Source organism: Nocardia brasiliensis IFM 10847 (genome assembly GCF_000710915.1).
GTDB classification, from domain to species: domain Bacteria; phylum Actinomycetota; class Actinomycetes; order Mycobacteriales; family Mycobacteriaceae; genus Nocardia; species Nocardia brasiliensis_A.
On sequence record NZ_BAUA01000008.1, the window covers coordinates 35,404 to 50,716 of the forward strand.

Below are 15,313 nucleotides of genomic sequence, written 5' to 3' on the forward strand. Positions count from 1 at the left end.
GGGGAGTGGATGCGCGTCATCATCTGCACGTGGGCGTGGCGATCCCATCTGACTCCGCTGGTGCAACTCGGTTGGAGTCTGCGCGCGAGCGGGCACGAGGTGGTGGTGGCCAGTTCCGCCGGATTGGCGTCCGCGATCAGCGAGACGGGACTGACCGCTGTCGTCGTCGGCGAGGATGTCGACCTGCACGCCCAGGCCGGAAAGTACTTCAGCTGGCTGGTCGATCAGGACGGGCCGGTGCGCTGGCACGATATTCGGCACTGGGGTGCGGGCAACGTCGCTACCTACCGGGTGATCGCGCAGCGCGCGGTAGGGCCGCTGCTGGCCTTCGCCCGGCGCTGGCAACCGGATCTGATCGTGTTCGATCCGACCACCTACGCGGGACCGCTGGTGGCCGCGGTGCTCGGCATTCCGGCCGTCCGGCATATCTGGGGGATCGACTACACCTATCGGACAAGGGAATTCGAGCCGGAGGCACTGCGAGAACTGTGCGCCGAGCTCGGCTTGGACACCGTGGAGACGCTGGGCGCGGCCACCGTCGATCCCTGCCCGGCGTCGCTGCAATACGACACCGGGGTGCGGACGCTGCCGATTCGGTTCGCTCCCTTCAACGGACCGGTCGCGGCTGCGGATGTCGGCCTGCCGCAGCCTCGACGGCCCCGGGTCTGCGTGCTGGGCAGCAGCGCGGTCGAACAGCTTGCCGGACGGGCGATTCCGTTCGTCGACCAGGTACTGTCCGGGCTGACGGGACTCGGGGTGGAGACGTTGGTGCTGGCGAATGCCACTGCCGCACCGGCGTTCACCGAGGACGGCGAGACGGTCGCCTTCCTCGGCCCCACCCCGCTGCATCTACTGCTCGCCGACTGCGCCCTGGTCATCCATCAGGGCGGCGGCGGTGCGCTGATGACCACGCTGCACTACGGGCTGCCCCAGCTGCTCACGCCGCTGTTCACCGACCACGTGGCCAATGCCGAGCAGCTCGCGGCGGCCGGTGCCTGCCGGTGGCTGTTCGGCGGCGCCCTGGAACCCGACGCGGTACGCAAGGAGGTGCGGCAGTTGCTGGAAGACAAGGAATTCCGGGTGCGGTCCGAGCGGCTGCGCGACGAGATGCGGGCGCAGCCCCCGGTCGCGCACGTGGTCGACGCACTGGCCGAGCTGGCCGGAGCCCGCTGATGGCACGCATCGTCTTCACCACCCAACCGGCCAGCGGGCACCTGCGCCCGCTGGTGCCGATCGCCAGGGCCGCGCGCGTCCGGGGTCACGAGGTGGCCGTGCTCGCGCCGCAGCCGCAGACCGCCGAGATCGATGCCTACGGGCTGCCCCAGTTGGTCGGCGGCTACGACTGGCGCGCGGAGGTGGCGAGCTGGCTGCCCGCGAACCTGAGCGAACTGGACTTCGCCGCGGCCGCCGACGTGTTCCGGGTCCTCGGCCGCCGCATGTCTCAGGGCTTCGCGGGCCATATGGGGCAGGCCACCTGTGCGGATCTGTTGTCGCTCGCCGAGCAGTGGAAACCGGATCTGGTGATCCGCGAGTTGGACGAACTCGGCGGCTACCTGGCCGCGGAAGTGCTGGGCATTCCCCATGTTTCGATCGCCTCGTTCGGCGGCGTCGAGGCGATGACCGGTGCCGAATTGGCCGCGCCGCTGGACGAGGGGCGGCTTCGGTTCGGGTTGCCGCCCGACCCCGGCGGCGCGCGGCTGTACCACTATTTGCACGCCAACTTCCTGCCGCCGGAATACTCCGCCGCGGAGATGATCCTGCCCAACACCCGGTGCTACCGGCATCCCAATGCGGGATTCCAGAGCGACCGGTTGCCTGGCTGGCTCGCCGAACTCGACCTGGATCGCCCGTTCGTGTTCGCCGGGTTCGGCACCATCGTCTACGGCCTGCCCGGTGCGGACGCGTTCGTCCGCACCGTGATCGAGGCCCTGGGACGGGTCGACTGCACCGCGGTCCTCGCCGTCGGCTCGGGCGGGAAGACCGAGGCCTTCGGTGCGTTGCCGTCGAACGTCCGGCTGGTGGAGTTCGTGGATCAGCCGCTGATGCTCGAAGGCGCCGACCTGTTCGTCACGCACGGCGGGCTGAACAGCATGAAGGAGGCGATGCGGCTCGGCGTGCCGATGGTGAACATCCCGGTACTCGACGACCATCGGCACAACGCGGTGCAGGCGGCCGCGACAGGGACCACGACCGTCGTTCCCCTGGAACAACTCTCGGCCGACGCGATCGCGCTGGCCTGTACTCGAACCCTGACCGAGCCGGGCTTTCGCCGCTCGGCGCGCCGCCTGCAACGCCAGATCCACGCCCTGCCCGGGGTCGACGTGTTGCTCGACGATCTGGAGGCTCTTCTGTGACGACCAAACAGCGCCGCGCCGACCTCGCGATGTTCGGCGGCACACCGGCTTTCGAATCGCCCGTGGTATTCGGCAGGCCCAATATCGGCAACCGGGCCGTGCTGTTCGATCGCTTCGATCGGATGCTCGACGCCAAATGGCTGTCCAACGGCGGCGAACTCAGCCGCGAATTCGAACGCCGCGTCGCCGAACTCGCCGGCACGCGCTATTGCGTCGCCACCTGCAACGCCACCTCCGCGCTCCAACTGGCCGTGCAGGCAGCGGGATTGCGCGGCGAGGTGATCGTGCCGGCCTTCACCTTCGCCGCCACCGCGCACGCCGCCGCCTGGCTCGGGGTGACGCCGGTGTTCTGCGATGTCGACCCCTGGACCGGCAGCGCCGACCCGCGCAGCGTCGAAGAACTGATCACCGCGGACACCACCGGCATTCTGGGCGTGCACATCTGGGGACGGCCCCGGGCGCTGGAGGCGATGCAGGACGTCGCCGACCGGCACGGGCTCGCGCTGATCTACGACTCGGCGCACGCGTTCGGCTGCGGTTACGCGGGCAGGCCGATCGGTGGTTTCGGCACCGCCGAGGTGTTCTCCTTCCATTCGACCAAGTTCGTGAACACCTTCGAGGGCGGGGCATTGGTCACCGATGACCCGGAGCTAGCCGAAAAGGCGGGTCGTCTAAAGAATTTCGGCATCTCCAGCGGCGACGACGTGGTGTCGGTCGGCACCAACGCGAAGTTGAGCGAAGCCGCGGCGGCGATGGGCCTGACCTCGCTGGACTCGATGGACTACTTCGTCGCCCGGAACCGGGAGAACTACCACCGGTACCGGCAGGGGCTGCGCGGCGTCGACGGGCTGAGCCTGCTGGACATCGACGAATCCCAGCGCAGCAACTACCAGTACCTCGTGGTCGACTGCGACACCGAACGCATCGGCGTGACCCGAGACGACATCCTGGCCCTCCTGGCCGCCGAAAACGTCTACACCAGAAGGTATTTCTACCCTGGCTGCCACCGCATGGCGCCGTACCGAACCGACCGCGCCTTCCCCGGCACCGACCGCGTCGCCCGCGACACCTTCGTCCTCCCCACCGGCGCCGACCTGGAACCTCGCGACATCACCCGCATCTGTGAGCTGCTGGGTTTCATCGCCGCCAACGGTTTCGACATCCACGCGGCGATGGGTAGTAGTGGGCGGGCGGCGTAGGTGTGATCGGTCTGCGCGGCGGTTCCAGTCCTTGACTGAAAGGCCGATATTTCGGTACCGTCATTGCCGGGTGAAAACAACTGTCTGCGAGGGCAATTCGTTCCTCGGGTAGTTGTGTGCCGAGCTCTAGGGGGTACTCTATGACGAAGATACTTCGCGCTCTGGGGATCTTGGTGATCTCCGTAGCGGCGGCCATATCGGTCGGGACGCCTGTCGCGCAGGCGGAAGTGCAGGGGATCGAGTTCTCGGACTTCACGGGGAATGCGGTTGATCCCAACGATCTTCGGGTGGGTGGGAATTACATCGTCAGGGCAGTGATGGGCGGGCAGCTGACCACCTATGGGTTCGTGTTCTTCTTCAATATGTTCGACAGTACGTATGGGCAGGAGATCGGCGGGGGAGGTGCGCGGATCATCGCTGATCGTGGGCGTTACGTTGCGGACATCACCTGGAGTCCACAGTATTCCGGATCGACAAAAATCAAAGCCAAGCAGTGTGGTGAATCGGCCTGTGAGTGGTTTGTCAACGAGCGTCTTGTTCCGATAACCGTGAAGAATTGATCGGCAAGGATGGGGAGCGGGTCAGACGTCAGTTCTTCTTCAGCTCCTCGGCGAGCATTACGATGATGCCGCTGGGGCCGCGGACGTAGGTGAGTTTGTAAAGGTCCTCGTAGGTCGCTACGCCTCGGAGGGGGTGGCAGCCGTGTTTTGCGGCTGTCGCCAAAGCCTTATCGATGTCGTCGACGGAGAAGGCGACGCGGTGCATGCCGATCTCGTTGGGACGGGTGGGCTGGGTTTCGATCGCTTCGGGGTGGAGGTACTCGAAGAGTTCGAGGCTGCCGTTGCCGTCGGGGGTTTGGAGCATGGCGATGTTGGCGTGGTTGCCGTCGAGGTCGACGGCGGTGTCGGTCCACTCGCCGCTGACTGTGCCGCGGTGGACGACTGTGAGGCCGAGGTCGGTGAAGAAGGCGATTGCTGCTTCGAGGTCTCGAACGGTGATGCCGATGTTCTCGAGTTTGATGGGCATGCGTTGCATGTTACTGAGGTGGGGAGCGGCGGGGGCTCGCTCGAAGTGCTGAGTTGAGTTTTCGGTTCATGCTTGAATTGGTTGTAGCGCTGAATAATACGTGTGTGAGGATGATTTTTGGGGTGGGTAATTTGGGGTGGGATGGGGTAGAATTTGGTTATGAAATCGGAGGGGGAAGTTCCGGCGACGCGGGTGGTGCAACCGCTGCTGGATGCCGTTTCCGATTTGCTCGGTATGCGTTTGACGGCGTTGAGTGACAATGAGATTACTGATTTGCTGGGTGGCCTCGAATGCGTGACGCGTAAGCTCGAGGCGGTGAAGCATCGGGTTATCGTCGAGACTACCGAACGGTCGATACCCGCGAATGTCGGTGCGGGAGACACGAAACGATTCTTGATGCAGACGCTACGGCTGTCCAGTCGCGAGGCCGCACGCCGTTACGCTGCGGCGCGCAGTCTCGGCACTTGGCATGATCTCAACGGCGGTTCGTACGACCCGCAGCTGTTCCATACTGCGGCAGCGCAATCCGACGGTGAGATTTCCAGCGAGCACGCTACGCGTATCGCGGCCGTGATGAAGCGGATCCCGTATGGTGCTACAGGCACCGAAAGGGAAGCGGCAGAAAAGATTCTGGCGGATTTCGCACGCACCGGTTCCCCCGACGATATTCCGGCGGTGGGTGAAGCGATTCTCGCGCACCTCGACCCTGACGGAAACCTCACCGCCGACCGCGACCGCCAGCGTATGCGCGGCATCACGATAGGGTCGCAGCGCCCAGACGGCATGTCCACCATCCACGGCGAGATCACCCCGACCCTGCGCGGACTCCTCGACGCCGTCATGGCCAAATGCGCCCGCCCCGGCATGAACAACCCGGAAGATCCCGAAAGCCCCTTCGGTGACTGCGAATACGTCGACCGGAACGCGATGGTCGCCGCCGCGGCGCGGGACACCAGAACCGCCGCGCAACGCACCCACGACGGTCTGCTCGCTCTGCTCAGCCCCGGCGTGCGAGTCGACGCACTCGGCTCGCACCGCGGTCTGCCCGTCGCGGCGATCCTGACCATGAGCGTCGACGATGTCGAAAAGGCGGCCGGAGTGGCGACTACGGCCACGGGCGGCATCGTTCCGATGTCGGAAGCGCTCGCGCTGGCCGAACAAGCGCAACCATTCTTGATGGTGTTCGACCACAAGGGGATGCCGCTGCACGTGGGACGCGCGAAACGCCTTGCGACTCCGGCACAACGGATGGCGCTGATCGCGTCGGTACGCGGCTGCTCCCGTCCCGGTTGTGACGCGCCCGCCGCGCTGTGCGCGATCCACCACGTCACCGAGTATGCCAAAGGCGGCGAGACCGATATCGAAAACCTGACGCTCGCCTGCGACCGCTGCCACGCCATGGTCAACGATGGCCCGAACGGCTGGAAAACGGTTGTACTGGGCAGCGATTCGGCACACGCGGGCCGCACCGCCTGGATCGCCCCGGCCCACATCGACCCGACCCGCACCCCGCGCGTCAACCACCGCCACCACCCCGGCGAACTCCTCGCCCAAGCCCTGTCCTACCTCCACGACCGCGACACCCGCCAACGCCGCGCCCACCGCGCCTGGCTATCCCGCCGAGAGCGCCCACTCCCACCTGCCCCCACCACGTCACTACCGGCCGTGGTGTAGGCCGAAAAGTCGTGGTGAGGATCGGCGGGGGCGTGGTACTACTGGAGTCCAGATGTCACCAGAACCGGCGGAGCACCTCCGATACGCCCGCTACCTGAACGAGCTGGCACAAACGTCCGCGCAGACCGAGCTCGCGACGATGGGTGTGGTTCTCGAAGATCCGGATACTGTCATGGCGGAGTCCGCGATCGTCCACCACATCGACCGTAGGGCCGCGCGGCTGCTGACCGACGAAGCGTTTCCGGACTGGGCCGCACGCGTCGCCGAGGTCATCGCTGGCCGCGCTTTCGCGGCCCGGCGTCTTCGTGAATGGACCCTGCTGCGTGCGGTCAGTACCGGGCAGGCGTGGACCGCGGAGGAGATCCTCGACGCTTCGGACTGGTTTCAACGCAGAGCCGCCGAGATCGTCTCTTGCCCACCGATCCGTGCGCTGCTCGCCGACAGGGGACGCACCCGCCGCGTGCGGGCGGCGGCAGGCCGGCGGATCCAGAGGCGGTCAGTGGGTGAGGAGAACCTCACGCAGGCGCGCTATCGCTGATCCGCTCACCCCTAGGCCCTCGGCGACATAGTTGTCGAAACTCTGGTAGGAGACGCGGATTTGGTCGAAGGCGGCGTCGAGGTATTCGGTGCGCGCGACGATCGCGCCGTACGCCTCGTTGGACAGCAGGAATTCGCTGTCGACGGCGGGGCGGGGGACGCCGAGCAGGGTCATGAGGGTGGCGGTCGTCCAACCTGTGACGTAGGTGCCGGAATTGCAGTGGTAGAGATAGCCGGACCGCCCACTGGCCGACAGCGTGTTCAGTACCCGGCCGAAGGCTGCCCGGTTGGACGTGGAGGTCACGTAGCTGCGGAACTCGGCGAGGGTGTCCGAAGCCGGTTGGGCGAGTTTGTTCTTCAGCGGCGCGGGATCGGGATCGCCGACGGGCGCGAGAATCGGGACGGCGCCGGGCGGCAGCCGGTCGGGGCCGTGGATGGCGCGGGACTGGGTGGAGCGCAGATCGGCGACCGAATGTGGTCGCAACTCGGTCAATACCGCGAACTGCTGATCGGTCACCTGGGACAGTGCGGCGCAACGGTATACCGCACCGGTGACGATCCGCCTGCCATCGGCGCCCGAGTATCCGCCGATGTCCCGGAGATTCAGCGAAATGTCGATGAACGATTCGGGTGCCGCCCGGGCGGGTGTGCGGGTGACGGCGGTGGCGAGGCCCGCGGCAGCGAAGAGCCGCAACGCTGTTCGCCGGTTCAGTAGCGGCCCGCGGCCGTTCTCGATCATTGCTCGGCATCCTTCTGTGCGATCACCAACGTGTCCGCGCCACCGAGTGGCACCGCGGTATGTCTGGTGCACCCTGCGGCGGTGAGCCAGCCGACGGCCTCGGCCACCGGGTACTCGGAGCCGCCCTCGGTGACCAGCAACATGTTGAGGCTCACCAGCACTCGCGCCAGATCGGCGGGCTCGCCGGTATACATGGCGTCGTAGACGAGCAGCGCCCCGCCCGGCCGCACGGCCTGAAAAGCTTTGTCGACCAACTTCGCTCGCTCGGCACTCGACCAGTTGTGCAGCACGTGACCGAGAATCAGCACGTCGGCTTCCGGCAGCGGATCGGCGAAGAAGTCGCCGGCGACGAACGTCGCCCGGTCGGCGACGCCCTGCGCGGACAGGTGGGCGTCGAGTTCCGGGCCCATCGGCGCGAGGTCGAAAACCGTTGCCCGCAAATGCGGGTGGTGCGCGAGCAAGATGCCCGCGAGGTTGCCCCGGCAGCCACCGATATCGGCGACCGTCCGGTACCGCGACCAGTCCACCACGTCGGCGAGCCGGTGCGCGACCGGCGTCGACGCCGAATCCATCATGCGCAGGTATTGGGCCCGCTGTTTCGGATCGTCGAGCATGCGCAGGAAAGCGTCCGGTCCTGCGCCGGCCGCTTGGGGCGCTCCGGTGCGCAGCGCGGCGTCGAGCGATCCCCAGGTCGGATACAGCATGTGGTCGGCACGGCGCAGGAAGCCGCCGAGGTACTCGGGCGTGCCGGGCACCAGGGTCCGCGCGACGAGCGGCGAATTCCGGTATCCCGCAGGGTCTTGCACCAGCAAGCCGAGCAGTGTCAGGCCACGCAGCAGGTCACCGACGCCGCGCGGATGCAGCGCGGTGCCCGCGGCGATCCGGTCCGCGTCGGCGGGCCCGTTGGTGGCCAGCCAGTCGAACACGCCGACCTCGTGTGCGGTGAGTAGCAGTTTGGCGTGGCAGAAGGCGTTGGCGAGTTGTTTGATGGCGGCGGCGTCGCGCAGTTCGGGCAGGCTCATCGCAGGGCCACCGCGATCGCGTTGGCGAGCAGGGCGACGAGGGCGAGCACGGTGCGCAGCAGATGCAGGGTGCGCCAGCGTGCCCGCGGATCGTCCCACCCGGGCGGGATGGCGGCCGGGTCGGTGGCGCGGGTCCGCTGGTTCAGCGGCACGTTGCCGAACTGCGAGACGAGTGAGACACCCAGCTGGGTCAGCGCGGCGCCGGCGAACAGCGGCCTGGCCACTGCCGAGTCGGTGTCGACGGCGAGCAGGATGTCCGCGGCGATGCTGCACACCACCATCGGCGGCATGATCCGGTCGAAATATCGTCCGGCGAGCGTGTGCACCCGCACGTAATCCGGCGCCGGTAACGCGGCGAACATCGGGACCAACCCGATCGCCACCGCAACGAGCACGCCGGCGAGCACTCCGTTGCCGAGCACCACCACGACAGTCGCCACAACCCTGACCACGGTTTCTCCTTTCGCAGACCACACCATGACAGGGGTGTCTCGAGCGCCACTGGATTCGCGCTCCGATCGTTCTCGATCGCGGGCGGACACGATCACCGCACAGCAGAAGCGGAGGCGGCGGTGACGCGAACGGCGGTGGTGATCGGCGGCACGGGGTATCTCGGCCGGGGCATCGGTGAGTTTCTCGCCGCGCACGGGTTCCGGTCGGTGCCGCTCGGGCGCACCGAAATCGATGGGCCGGCCCAGCCGATCGCGGCGCTGACCGAGCTGCTGTCCGGCGCCGACGTCGTCGTCAACGCCGCCGGAGCGCTGTGGCAGGTGACCGACGAGCAGATGGTGGCCGCCAATACCGTGCTGGTGCAACGGCTGCTAGAGGCGGTGAGCAGGCAGACGCGCGCTGTCCGGGTCGTGCAGCTCGGCTCGGTGTACGAATACGGCCCGGGACATGCGGGGCCGGTGCACGAGTCGACGCCGGAGCGTCCGGAAACCGCTTACGGTCGAACCAAACTCGCCGCTACCGATGCCATGCGGCACTGGCTGGGTTCCGGTGTCGTGCTGCGCTGCTCAACGGTGGTCGGCCCGCGGGCGCCGCGGGCCGGTCTGCTCGGCTCGGTAGCGCACCGGCTGGCCACGCCGCCCGCAGATCCCGCCGCGCCGCATGTGCTCGAACTACCGGCGCTGCGTGGCACGGTCGACGTGCTGGATCTGCGCGATCTCGGCGCGGCGGTGCTCGCGGCCGCGAACGTGTCAATCGAGGCGCCGGGCGTCGAGGTGGTCAATATCGCTTCGGGCGCTGCGGTGCCGGTCGAGTTCGCGGTGCGCCGGTTGATCGACATCAGCGGTGTGGCGGTCCAGGTGGTGGCTACCGGCGGCGGTGGCTCGCCGCGGGCGGCGGCCGGTACGCCGCCGATCTCGATCGAGAAGGCCCGTCGGTGTTTGGGCTGGGCGCCGCGTTTCGGTCTCGACGACGCGCTGCGGGCGCTCTGGCGCTACACCAGTGAGGCTCGAACCGGTGCGAGTAACACATGAGCTGTGCCTAGTGAGCCGATACCGGCGGATGACGATGTCCTGGAACTGGTGCGCGCACTGCACCACCGTCGCAGGCCGCCGATCTTCGAGCCGGGCGTGACCCCGATCTTCAGTTCGGGGGCGGTGCTGGACGCCGACGATCGGGTCGCACTGGTGGAGCAGGCGCTGGAGCTGCGCATCGCCTCCGGGGCGACCGCGCTGCGTTTCGAGCGATTGTTCGCGAAGGCCATCGGCGTGCGCCGGGCGCATCTGACCAACTCGGGTTCGTCGGCGAACCTGCTCGCCCTCGCGACGCTCACCACCCCGGAATTGGAGGAGCGCGCGCTCAAACCCGGCGACGAGGTGATCACCGTGGCGGCCAGCTTCCCGACCACCGTGAACCCGATCCTGCAGCACGGCATGGTGCCGGTGTTCGTCGATATCGAACTGGGCACCTACAACACGACGGTGGACCGGGTGCGGGCCGCGATCGGCCCGCGCACCAAGGCGATCATGATGGCGCACACGCTCGGCAATCCGTTCCCGGTCGCGGAGATCGCCGAGCTGGCCGAGGAACACGAACTCTTCCTGATCGAGGACAATTGCGACGCGGTGCTGTCCACCTATCAGGGCCAGACCACCGGGACGTTCGGTGATTTCGCGACGGTCAGCTTCTATCCAGCGCACCACCTCACCATGGGCGAGGGCGGCTGTGTGCTCACCGACAGTCTGGTACTGGCCAAACTCGTCGAATCAATGCGGGATTGGGGCCGTGACTGCTGGTGCGAGCCGGGGGAGGACAACCGGTGCCACAAACGGTTCGACCAGGATTTCGGCACGCTGCCTTCGGGTTACGACCACAAGTATGTGTTCTCCCACATCGGCTACAACTTGAAGACCACTGATATCCAGGCGGGACTCGGCCTGAGTCAATTGCGTAAATTGCCGGAATTCGTGGCGGCGCGGCGGCGTAATTGGACCCGGTTACGTGACGGGCTCGCCGGTGTCCCCTGGCTGTTGCTGCCGCACGCGACGCCGGGCAGCGAGCCGAGCTGGTTCGGGTTCGTGCTGACGGTGGCCGAGGACGCGCCGTTCGACCGGCGCGCGATCGTGGACCACCTGCTCGCGCGCAACATCCACACCAGATTCCTGTTCGCCGGAAACCTGTTGCGCCAGCCCGCTTATCGGTACGCGCCGCATCGCATCGCGGACCGCCTGACCAACAGCGACATCGTCACCGAGCGCACCTTCTGGGTCGGCGTCTATCCCGGGCTGACGGACGAGATGATCGACTATATGGTCACCGTCATCCGGGAATTCGCCACCCGCCCGGTCCATCGGGTCCGCTGACGCCGGGTTTGTGAGCTCAGTCCTTGCGGTTCTGCTTCCGCCGCCGCTGAATGATCTGGGAAATGACGAACAAGGTGATCAGAATAATGGCCAGAATCAGCCCCTGCATCGGCCCGCTCATATCCGTACCTCCTGCTGGACAACATGATCGACTCCGGAAAGTATCGGCGGCGCGAGCGGTGCGCGACAATGGAGGAAGATCCGCAATCGGAGCGGAGTTTTCTCCTATCGGCGCTATCGGTCCCGCGCGAGGGCGATCGCGGCCGGTAGATTCGCGGTATGCGACCGATTGATCGCGCGAAAGCAGTGGTCGTCCAGGTACGCCGCCGGATCTGGAACCTGGGTGTCGGCGTGGGCGACACCGGGCCCGGCGGCATGTATGTGCTGCTGATCGCGCTCGCGTTGCCGCTGTGGGAGGCGAGCACGTGGCCGGTGGGCCGCTTGGCGGCATCCGGAGGCGCGGTCGCCGGCTTCGGCGCGCTGTTCGTCTGGAGTCAGTCGGATATGGCAGGGCGTCCGATGGGTTTCCGGGTGGGGCTGCTCGCGGCGATGGCCGCGGTGGCGGGTGCGGGTACCGCCGCGTTCGGCACGTCCTGGGTGGTCGCGTTGATGCTCACGGCGGTCGCGTGTGTCAATCTGCTACCGCTGGTGTTCGGTTCGGTGCTGGGCGTGCTCGCGGTCGGCAGCCTCACCTGGGCGGTCCTCGGCCAGGGCGGGGCGGCGCTGGTGGTCTTCGGTGCGGGCATGATCGCGGTGCTGCGCGGCAGGCTGCTGCTGGAGATCATGCAATCGCGGGCGACCCGGCAGGCGATGGCGGCGGCCGCGGTCGGCGACGAACGGTTGCGGATCGCGCGGGATCTGCACGATCTGCTCGGCAACAGCCTGGCCACCATGCTGGTGAAAGCCGAACTGGCGCAACGGCTCGCGCATATCGATCCGGATGCCGCGGCGGCGGCGTCGGCGCAGGTGCAGCAGGTGGGCCGGCAGACCATGCTCGAGGTCCAGGAGGCGGTGCGCGGCTACCGGGCCACCACCCTCGCCGACGAGGTGGCACGCGCCGAACAGAGCCTCGCCCTACTGCGCGACGGGCTCACCGTGCGCATTCCCGAACGGGTATGGGATGAACAGGTGGACACCTTGCTCGGCTGGGTGGTGCGTGAGGCGGTGACCAACGTGCTGCGGCACGCCGACGCGAGCCGGTGCGCCATCACGGTCCGGGTGCACGACGAGCCGCGCGCGGTCGAGTTGACGGTGGACAACGACGAGCTGTTCGGCCGTGCGTCCACCGGCGGCGGGCACGGTTTGCTCGGCCTGGCCGAGCGGGCCCGCGGCCTGGGCGGCACGGTGACCGCGGGACCGACGGCGAACGGCGGCTTCCGGCTCGCGGTGTCGGTGCCGCTGCCCGCGGACCGACCGGCAGAATCGTCGGCATGATTCGTGTGGCGCTGGTCGAGGACCAGGCAACGTTGCGAGGGGCCATCCGCACGCTGCTCGAGCTGGAGCCCGATCTCACGGTCGTCGCCGACCACGGCTCGTCGGCAGGCGTACCGCAGATGGTCGAGGAAACCCAGCCCGACGTCGTGCTGCTCGATATCGAGATGGGCGAGGAGAGCGGGCTCGCGCTCGCCGAGCAACTGGCCAGGCGGCCCGAACCGCCGCTGCTGATGATCCTGACCACTTTCGAGCGTCCCGGTTATGTGCGTCGCGCGCTGGAGGCGGGCGTGCGGGCCTACCTCACCAAGAACACGCCGGTCGGGGATATCGCGCAGGCGATCCGCGAGGTCGTCGCGGGCCGCATGCTCATCGAGGACCAGCAGCTGCGCGCCGCCATGTCGGTGGGGCACAACCCGCTGACCGAACGGGAACGCGACGTGCTGGTGGCCGCGCGCTCGCACGACACGGTCGCGGAGATCGCCGCGCATCTGCATCTGTCGGTCAGCACGGTCAGCAACTACATCACCGCGGCGATCTCGAAGACGGGCTCGCGCAACCGGATCGAGGCCATCCGATTCGCGGAGGACAACGGCTGGCTGTGAGCGCGGCGCTCAGTGCGTGAGCGTGCGCCAATAGTCGTGCAGCGCTTGGTCGATGCTGCGGGTCACCCGCCAACCCAGTGTCCGCGCGGCGGTTTCGGTGGCCACCTCCAGCCAGATCGAGCTGGTGCCCGGCGCGGTCGGCGCGGCCGCGGTCTCGACGATATCGACCGGCACCTCGCTGATGGTGACCAGCCGGTCGACCAGCTCCCGCACCGAGAGGGCTTGGCCGCGACCGATGTTCACCACATCGACGGTGTCGCCGGTGCGCGCCGCGGCCAGGACCGCCTCGGCCAGGTCGCGCACGTCGATGTAGTCGCGGTGGGCGGCCAGCGGCGACAGTTCGATCCGGGCTCGCCCGTCCCGGTTCGCGGCCAGTGCCGAGCCGACCTTGCCGATCAGGCTGCCCGGGTGCACGCCGGGGCCGATGCTGTTGGTCGCGCGCAGCACGACACCGTCCACCGTGCCCGCCGCGATCGCCGCGCGGACCAGCTCCGTCGCCGCCAGCTTCGTCCGCCCGTAGGCGGATTCGGGCTCGGTCGGCGCGGATTCGTCGACCGAGCCCAGCTCGGGTAGCGGACCGTACTCCATCACGCTGCCCAGGTGGACGTAGCGCGGGCGCCGGTCGGGCCGCGCGGCCAACGCGGTGAGCGCGGTTTCGGTGGCGGTGACGAACGATCGGTGCAACTGCGGTTCGTCCGCACCCCAATAGGATCCGGCCGCGTTCACCACGAGGGCCGGTTCGTGGGTGCGCAGCACCTCGATCAGGGGTTGCGCGTCACCCGTTTCGAGATCGAGCGCGCAGTGCGTGGCGCCGGTCGACGTGGGTCGGCGCGACACCGTGACGGTCCGATAGCCGTTGTCCCGCAGCGTGTTCGCGATATGACCGCCGACGAACCCGGTGCCGCCGAGCACGAGCGCGGTGCGCCGCGGCGGGTACTCGCTCATCGTGTCCCCACGCCGAGTACGGCCGCGGCGAGCTCCATCGTGCGCAATGTCGCTGCGGCGTCGGGCTGTTCGCCATCGTGGGCGGAGGTGAAGTCGGTGAGGATATTACCGAACTGGTCGTCGGGCGCCAGGTCGAGTTGCCGGATGTCACCGGCTCGATCCAGGAACACGCGCGGCGCGAGATCGTGCGGGAGGGTGAAGGCGCGCTCGACCGACAGGGAACCCGCGCTGCCCGCGAGGTGGTACTCGCAGCGGTAGGGCGCACCGATCGCGAACTCCAGATCGGCCTGCGCGCCCGCCGCGTCGCGCAACCGCGCCGAACCCGACAGATCGACACCGGGGAAACGGTCGTCCCGCCGCATCCGCGAATGTTCCACGCGCAGCTCGGATCCCAGAAAGAACTGGGCGGCGCGCAGGGCGTAGCAGCCCAGATCGGCGAGTGCGCCGCCGCCGAGGTCCGCCCGATACCGAAAGTCGTCCGGGGCGCGCTCCGGGATGGTGAAGCGCACGGTGAGCTGCCGCAGCTGGCCGATCGCGCCCGCCGCGACCAGCTCGCGCACCGCGGTGTGCTGGCGGTGCCGCGGGAAGGTCATGCACTCCATCAGCGTTCGGCCCTGGTCGGCGGCGAGCGTGAAAAGCCCGCGTGCCGTGGCGATCTCGGTTCCGTCCAGCCGGGGCGGCAGCATCGGCTTCTCGACCAGGACGTCTTTGCCCGCCCGCAGGGACTGTTCGATCCAGTCGCCGTGCAACGCGTTCGGCAGCGGCAGATAGACCGCGTCGACCGCGTCGTCGTCGAGTACCCGCTGATAGCCGCCGGAGATGCGCAACCCGTGCTGGGTGGCCCACTGCGCGGCGCGCCGCGGATCGCGGCTGCCGATCGCGACCAGTTCGGCGGCCGGGTGCCGCGACAGCGCGGGCATCATGCGCCGCTCGGCGATCTGTGCGGTACCCAGGATTCCCCAGCGCAGCAT

At 67.9% G+C, this 15,313-nt stretch carries 16 protein-coding genes; 10 read left to right on the top strand and 6 right to left on the bottom strand.

Annotation, left to right across the window (positions count from 1 at the left end; all coding sequences use genetic code 11):
* Positions 1-9 precede the first annotated feature (9 nt).
* The 4 genes from NBRGI_RS01565 (at position 10) to NBRGI_RS01580 (ending at position 4,113) form a co-directional block, all read left to right on the top strand.
* Positions 10-1,173, top strand: coding sequence for a nucleotide disphospho-sugar-binding domain-containing protein (locus NBRGI_RS01565; RefSeq protein ID WP_029892452.1), 1,164 nt, complete (start codon positions 10-12; stop codon positions 1,171-1,173).
* A complete protein-coding gene (locus NBRGI_RS01570; RefSeq protein WP_029892453.1) occupies positions 1,173-2,354 on the top strand; it encodes a glycosyltransferase in 1,182 nt (393 codons plus the stop codon). Before NBRGI_RS01565 ends, NBRGI_RS01570 begins: the two co-directional genes overlap by 1 nt.
* The gene (locus NBRGI_RS01575; RefSeq protein WP_081877876.1) at positions 2,351-3,553 is read left to right on the top strand and encodes an aminotransferase class I/II-fold pyridoxal phosphate-dependent enzyme; all 1,203 of its coding nucleotides are present in this window, start codon (positions 2,351-2,353) and stop codon (positions 3,551-3,553) included. Before NBRGI_RS01570 ends, NBRGI_RS01575 begins: the two co-directional genes overlap by 4 nt.
* A gap of 140 nt (positions 3,554-3,693) precedes the next feature.
* On the top strand, positions 3,694-4,113 hold the full coding sequence (locus NBRGI_RS01580) for a hypothetical protein (protein ID WP_029892455.1): 420 nt from the start codon (positions 3,694-3,696) through the stop codon (positions 4,111-4,113).
* A gap of 28 nt (positions 4,114-4,141) precedes the next feature.
* Here the strand turns inward: NBRGI_RS01580 and NBRGI_RS01585 are convergent, their stop codons facing one another.
* Positions 4,142-4,579 (bottom strand): VOC family protein, encoded by a 438-nt coding sequence (locus NBRGI_RS01585; RefSeq protein WP_029892456.1) that lies wholly within the window; start codon positions 4,577-4,579, stop codon positions 4,142-4,144.
* A gap of 159 nt (positions 4,580-4,738) precedes the next feature.
* Here NBRGI_RS01585 and NBRGI_RS43295 point away from each other — a divergent pair, with 159 nt between their 5' ends.
* The gene (locus NBRGI_RS43295) at positions 4,739-6,253 is read left to right on the top strand and encodes an HNH endonuclease signature motif containing protein (protein WP_063726213.1); all 1,515 of its coding nucleotides are present in this window, start codon (positions 4,739-4,741) and stop codon (positions 6,251-6,253) included.
* A gap of 52 nt (positions 6,254-6,305) precedes the next feature.
* Entirely contained in the window at positions 6,306-6,791 is a 486-nt protein-coding gene (locus NBRGI_RS01595) for a hypothetical protein (RefSeq protein WP_036557007.1), read from the top strand.
* On the opposite strand, the gene NBRGI_RS01600 is transcribed toward NBRGI_RS01595, so the two are convergent.
* From NBRGI_RS01600 to NBRGI_RS01610, 3 genes are read right to left on the bottom strand one after another with little or no spacing between them, the layout of a single operon-like run.
* A complete protein-coding gene (locus tag NBRGI_RS01600) occupies positions 6,750-7,529 on the bottom strand; it encodes a tyrosine-protein phosphatase (protein ID WP_051727414.1) in 780 nt (259 codons plus the stop codon). The two genes, NBRGI_RS01595 and NBRGI_RS01600, sit on opposite strands and share 42 nt — an antisense overlap.
* Positions 7,526-8,551 carry a methyltransferase gene (locus NBRGI_RS01605; RefSeq protein ID WP_029892460.1) on the bottom strand — a complete coding sequence of 342 codons (1,026 nt, stop codon included), beginning with the start codon at positions 8,549-8,551 and terminating at the stop codon, positions 7,526-7,528. The genes NBRGI_RS01600 and NBRGI_RS01605 overlap by 4 nt, the downstream gene beginning before the upstream one ends.
* On the bottom strand, positions 8,548-9,003 hold the full coding sequence (locus tag NBRGI_RS01610; protein ID WP_235210817.1) for a DUF1772 domain-containing protein: 456 nt from the start codon (positions 9,001-9,003) through the stop codon (positions 8,548-8,550). The genes NBRGI_RS01605 and NBRGI_RS01610 overlap by 4 nt, the downstream gene beginning before the upstream one ends.
* Positions 9,004-9,123: 120 nt before the next feature.
* Between NBRGI_RS01610 and NBRGI_RS01615 the strand changes: the two genes are divergently transcribed.
* From NBRGI_RS01615 to NBRGI_RS01635, 4 genes are all read left to right on the top strand, one after another.
* Positions 9,124-10,032, top strand: a complete 909-nt coding sequence (locus NBRGI_RS01615; RefSeq protein ID WP_051727416.1) for an NAD-dependent epimerase/dehydratase family protein — start codon at positions 9,124-9,126, stop codon at positions 10,030-10,032.
* A gap of 3 nt (positions 10,033-10,035) precedes the next feature.
* The gene (gene rfbH / locus NBRGI_RS01620; protein ID WP_051727417.1) at positions 10,036-11,361 is read left to right on the top strand and encodes a lipopolysaccharide biosynthesis protein RfbH; all 1,326 of its coding nucleotides are present in this window, start codon (positions 10,036-10,038) and stop codon (positions 11,359-11,361) included.
* 279 nt (positions 11,362-11,640) lie between these two features.
* Complete coding sequence (locus tag NBRGI_RS01630) at positions 11,641-12,795, top strand: sensor histidine kinase (protein WP_081877878.1); 1,155 nt, start codon at positions 11,641-11,643, stop codon at positions 12,793-12,795.
* Complete coding sequence (locus tag NBRGI_RS01635; protein ID WP_029892465.1) at positions 12,792-13,397, top strand: response regulator transcription factor; 606 nt, start codon at positions 12,792-12,794, stop codon at positions 13,395-13,397. The genes NBRGI_RS01630 and NBRGI_RS01635 overlap by 4 nt, the downstream gene beginning before the upstream one ends.
* Positions 13,398-13,406: 9 nt before the next feature.
* Here the strand turns inward: NBRGI_RS01635 and NBRGI_RS01640 are convergent, their stop codons facing one another.
* Positions 13,407-14,342 (bottom strand): NAD-dependent epimerase/dehydratase family protein, encoded by a 936-nt coding sequence (locus NBRGI_RS01640; protein WP_029892466.1) that lies wholly within the window; start codon positions 14,340-14,342, stop codon positions 13,407-13,409.
* Positions 14,339-15,313 carry a Gfo/Idh/MocA family protein gene (locus tag NBRGI_RS01645; protein WP_029892467.1) on the bottom strand — a complete coding sequence of 325 codons (975 nt, stop codon included), beginning with the start codon at positions 15,311-15,313 and terminating at the stop codon, positions 14,339-14,341. Before NBRGI_RS01645 ends, NBRGI_RS01640 begins: the two co-directional genes overlap by 4 nt.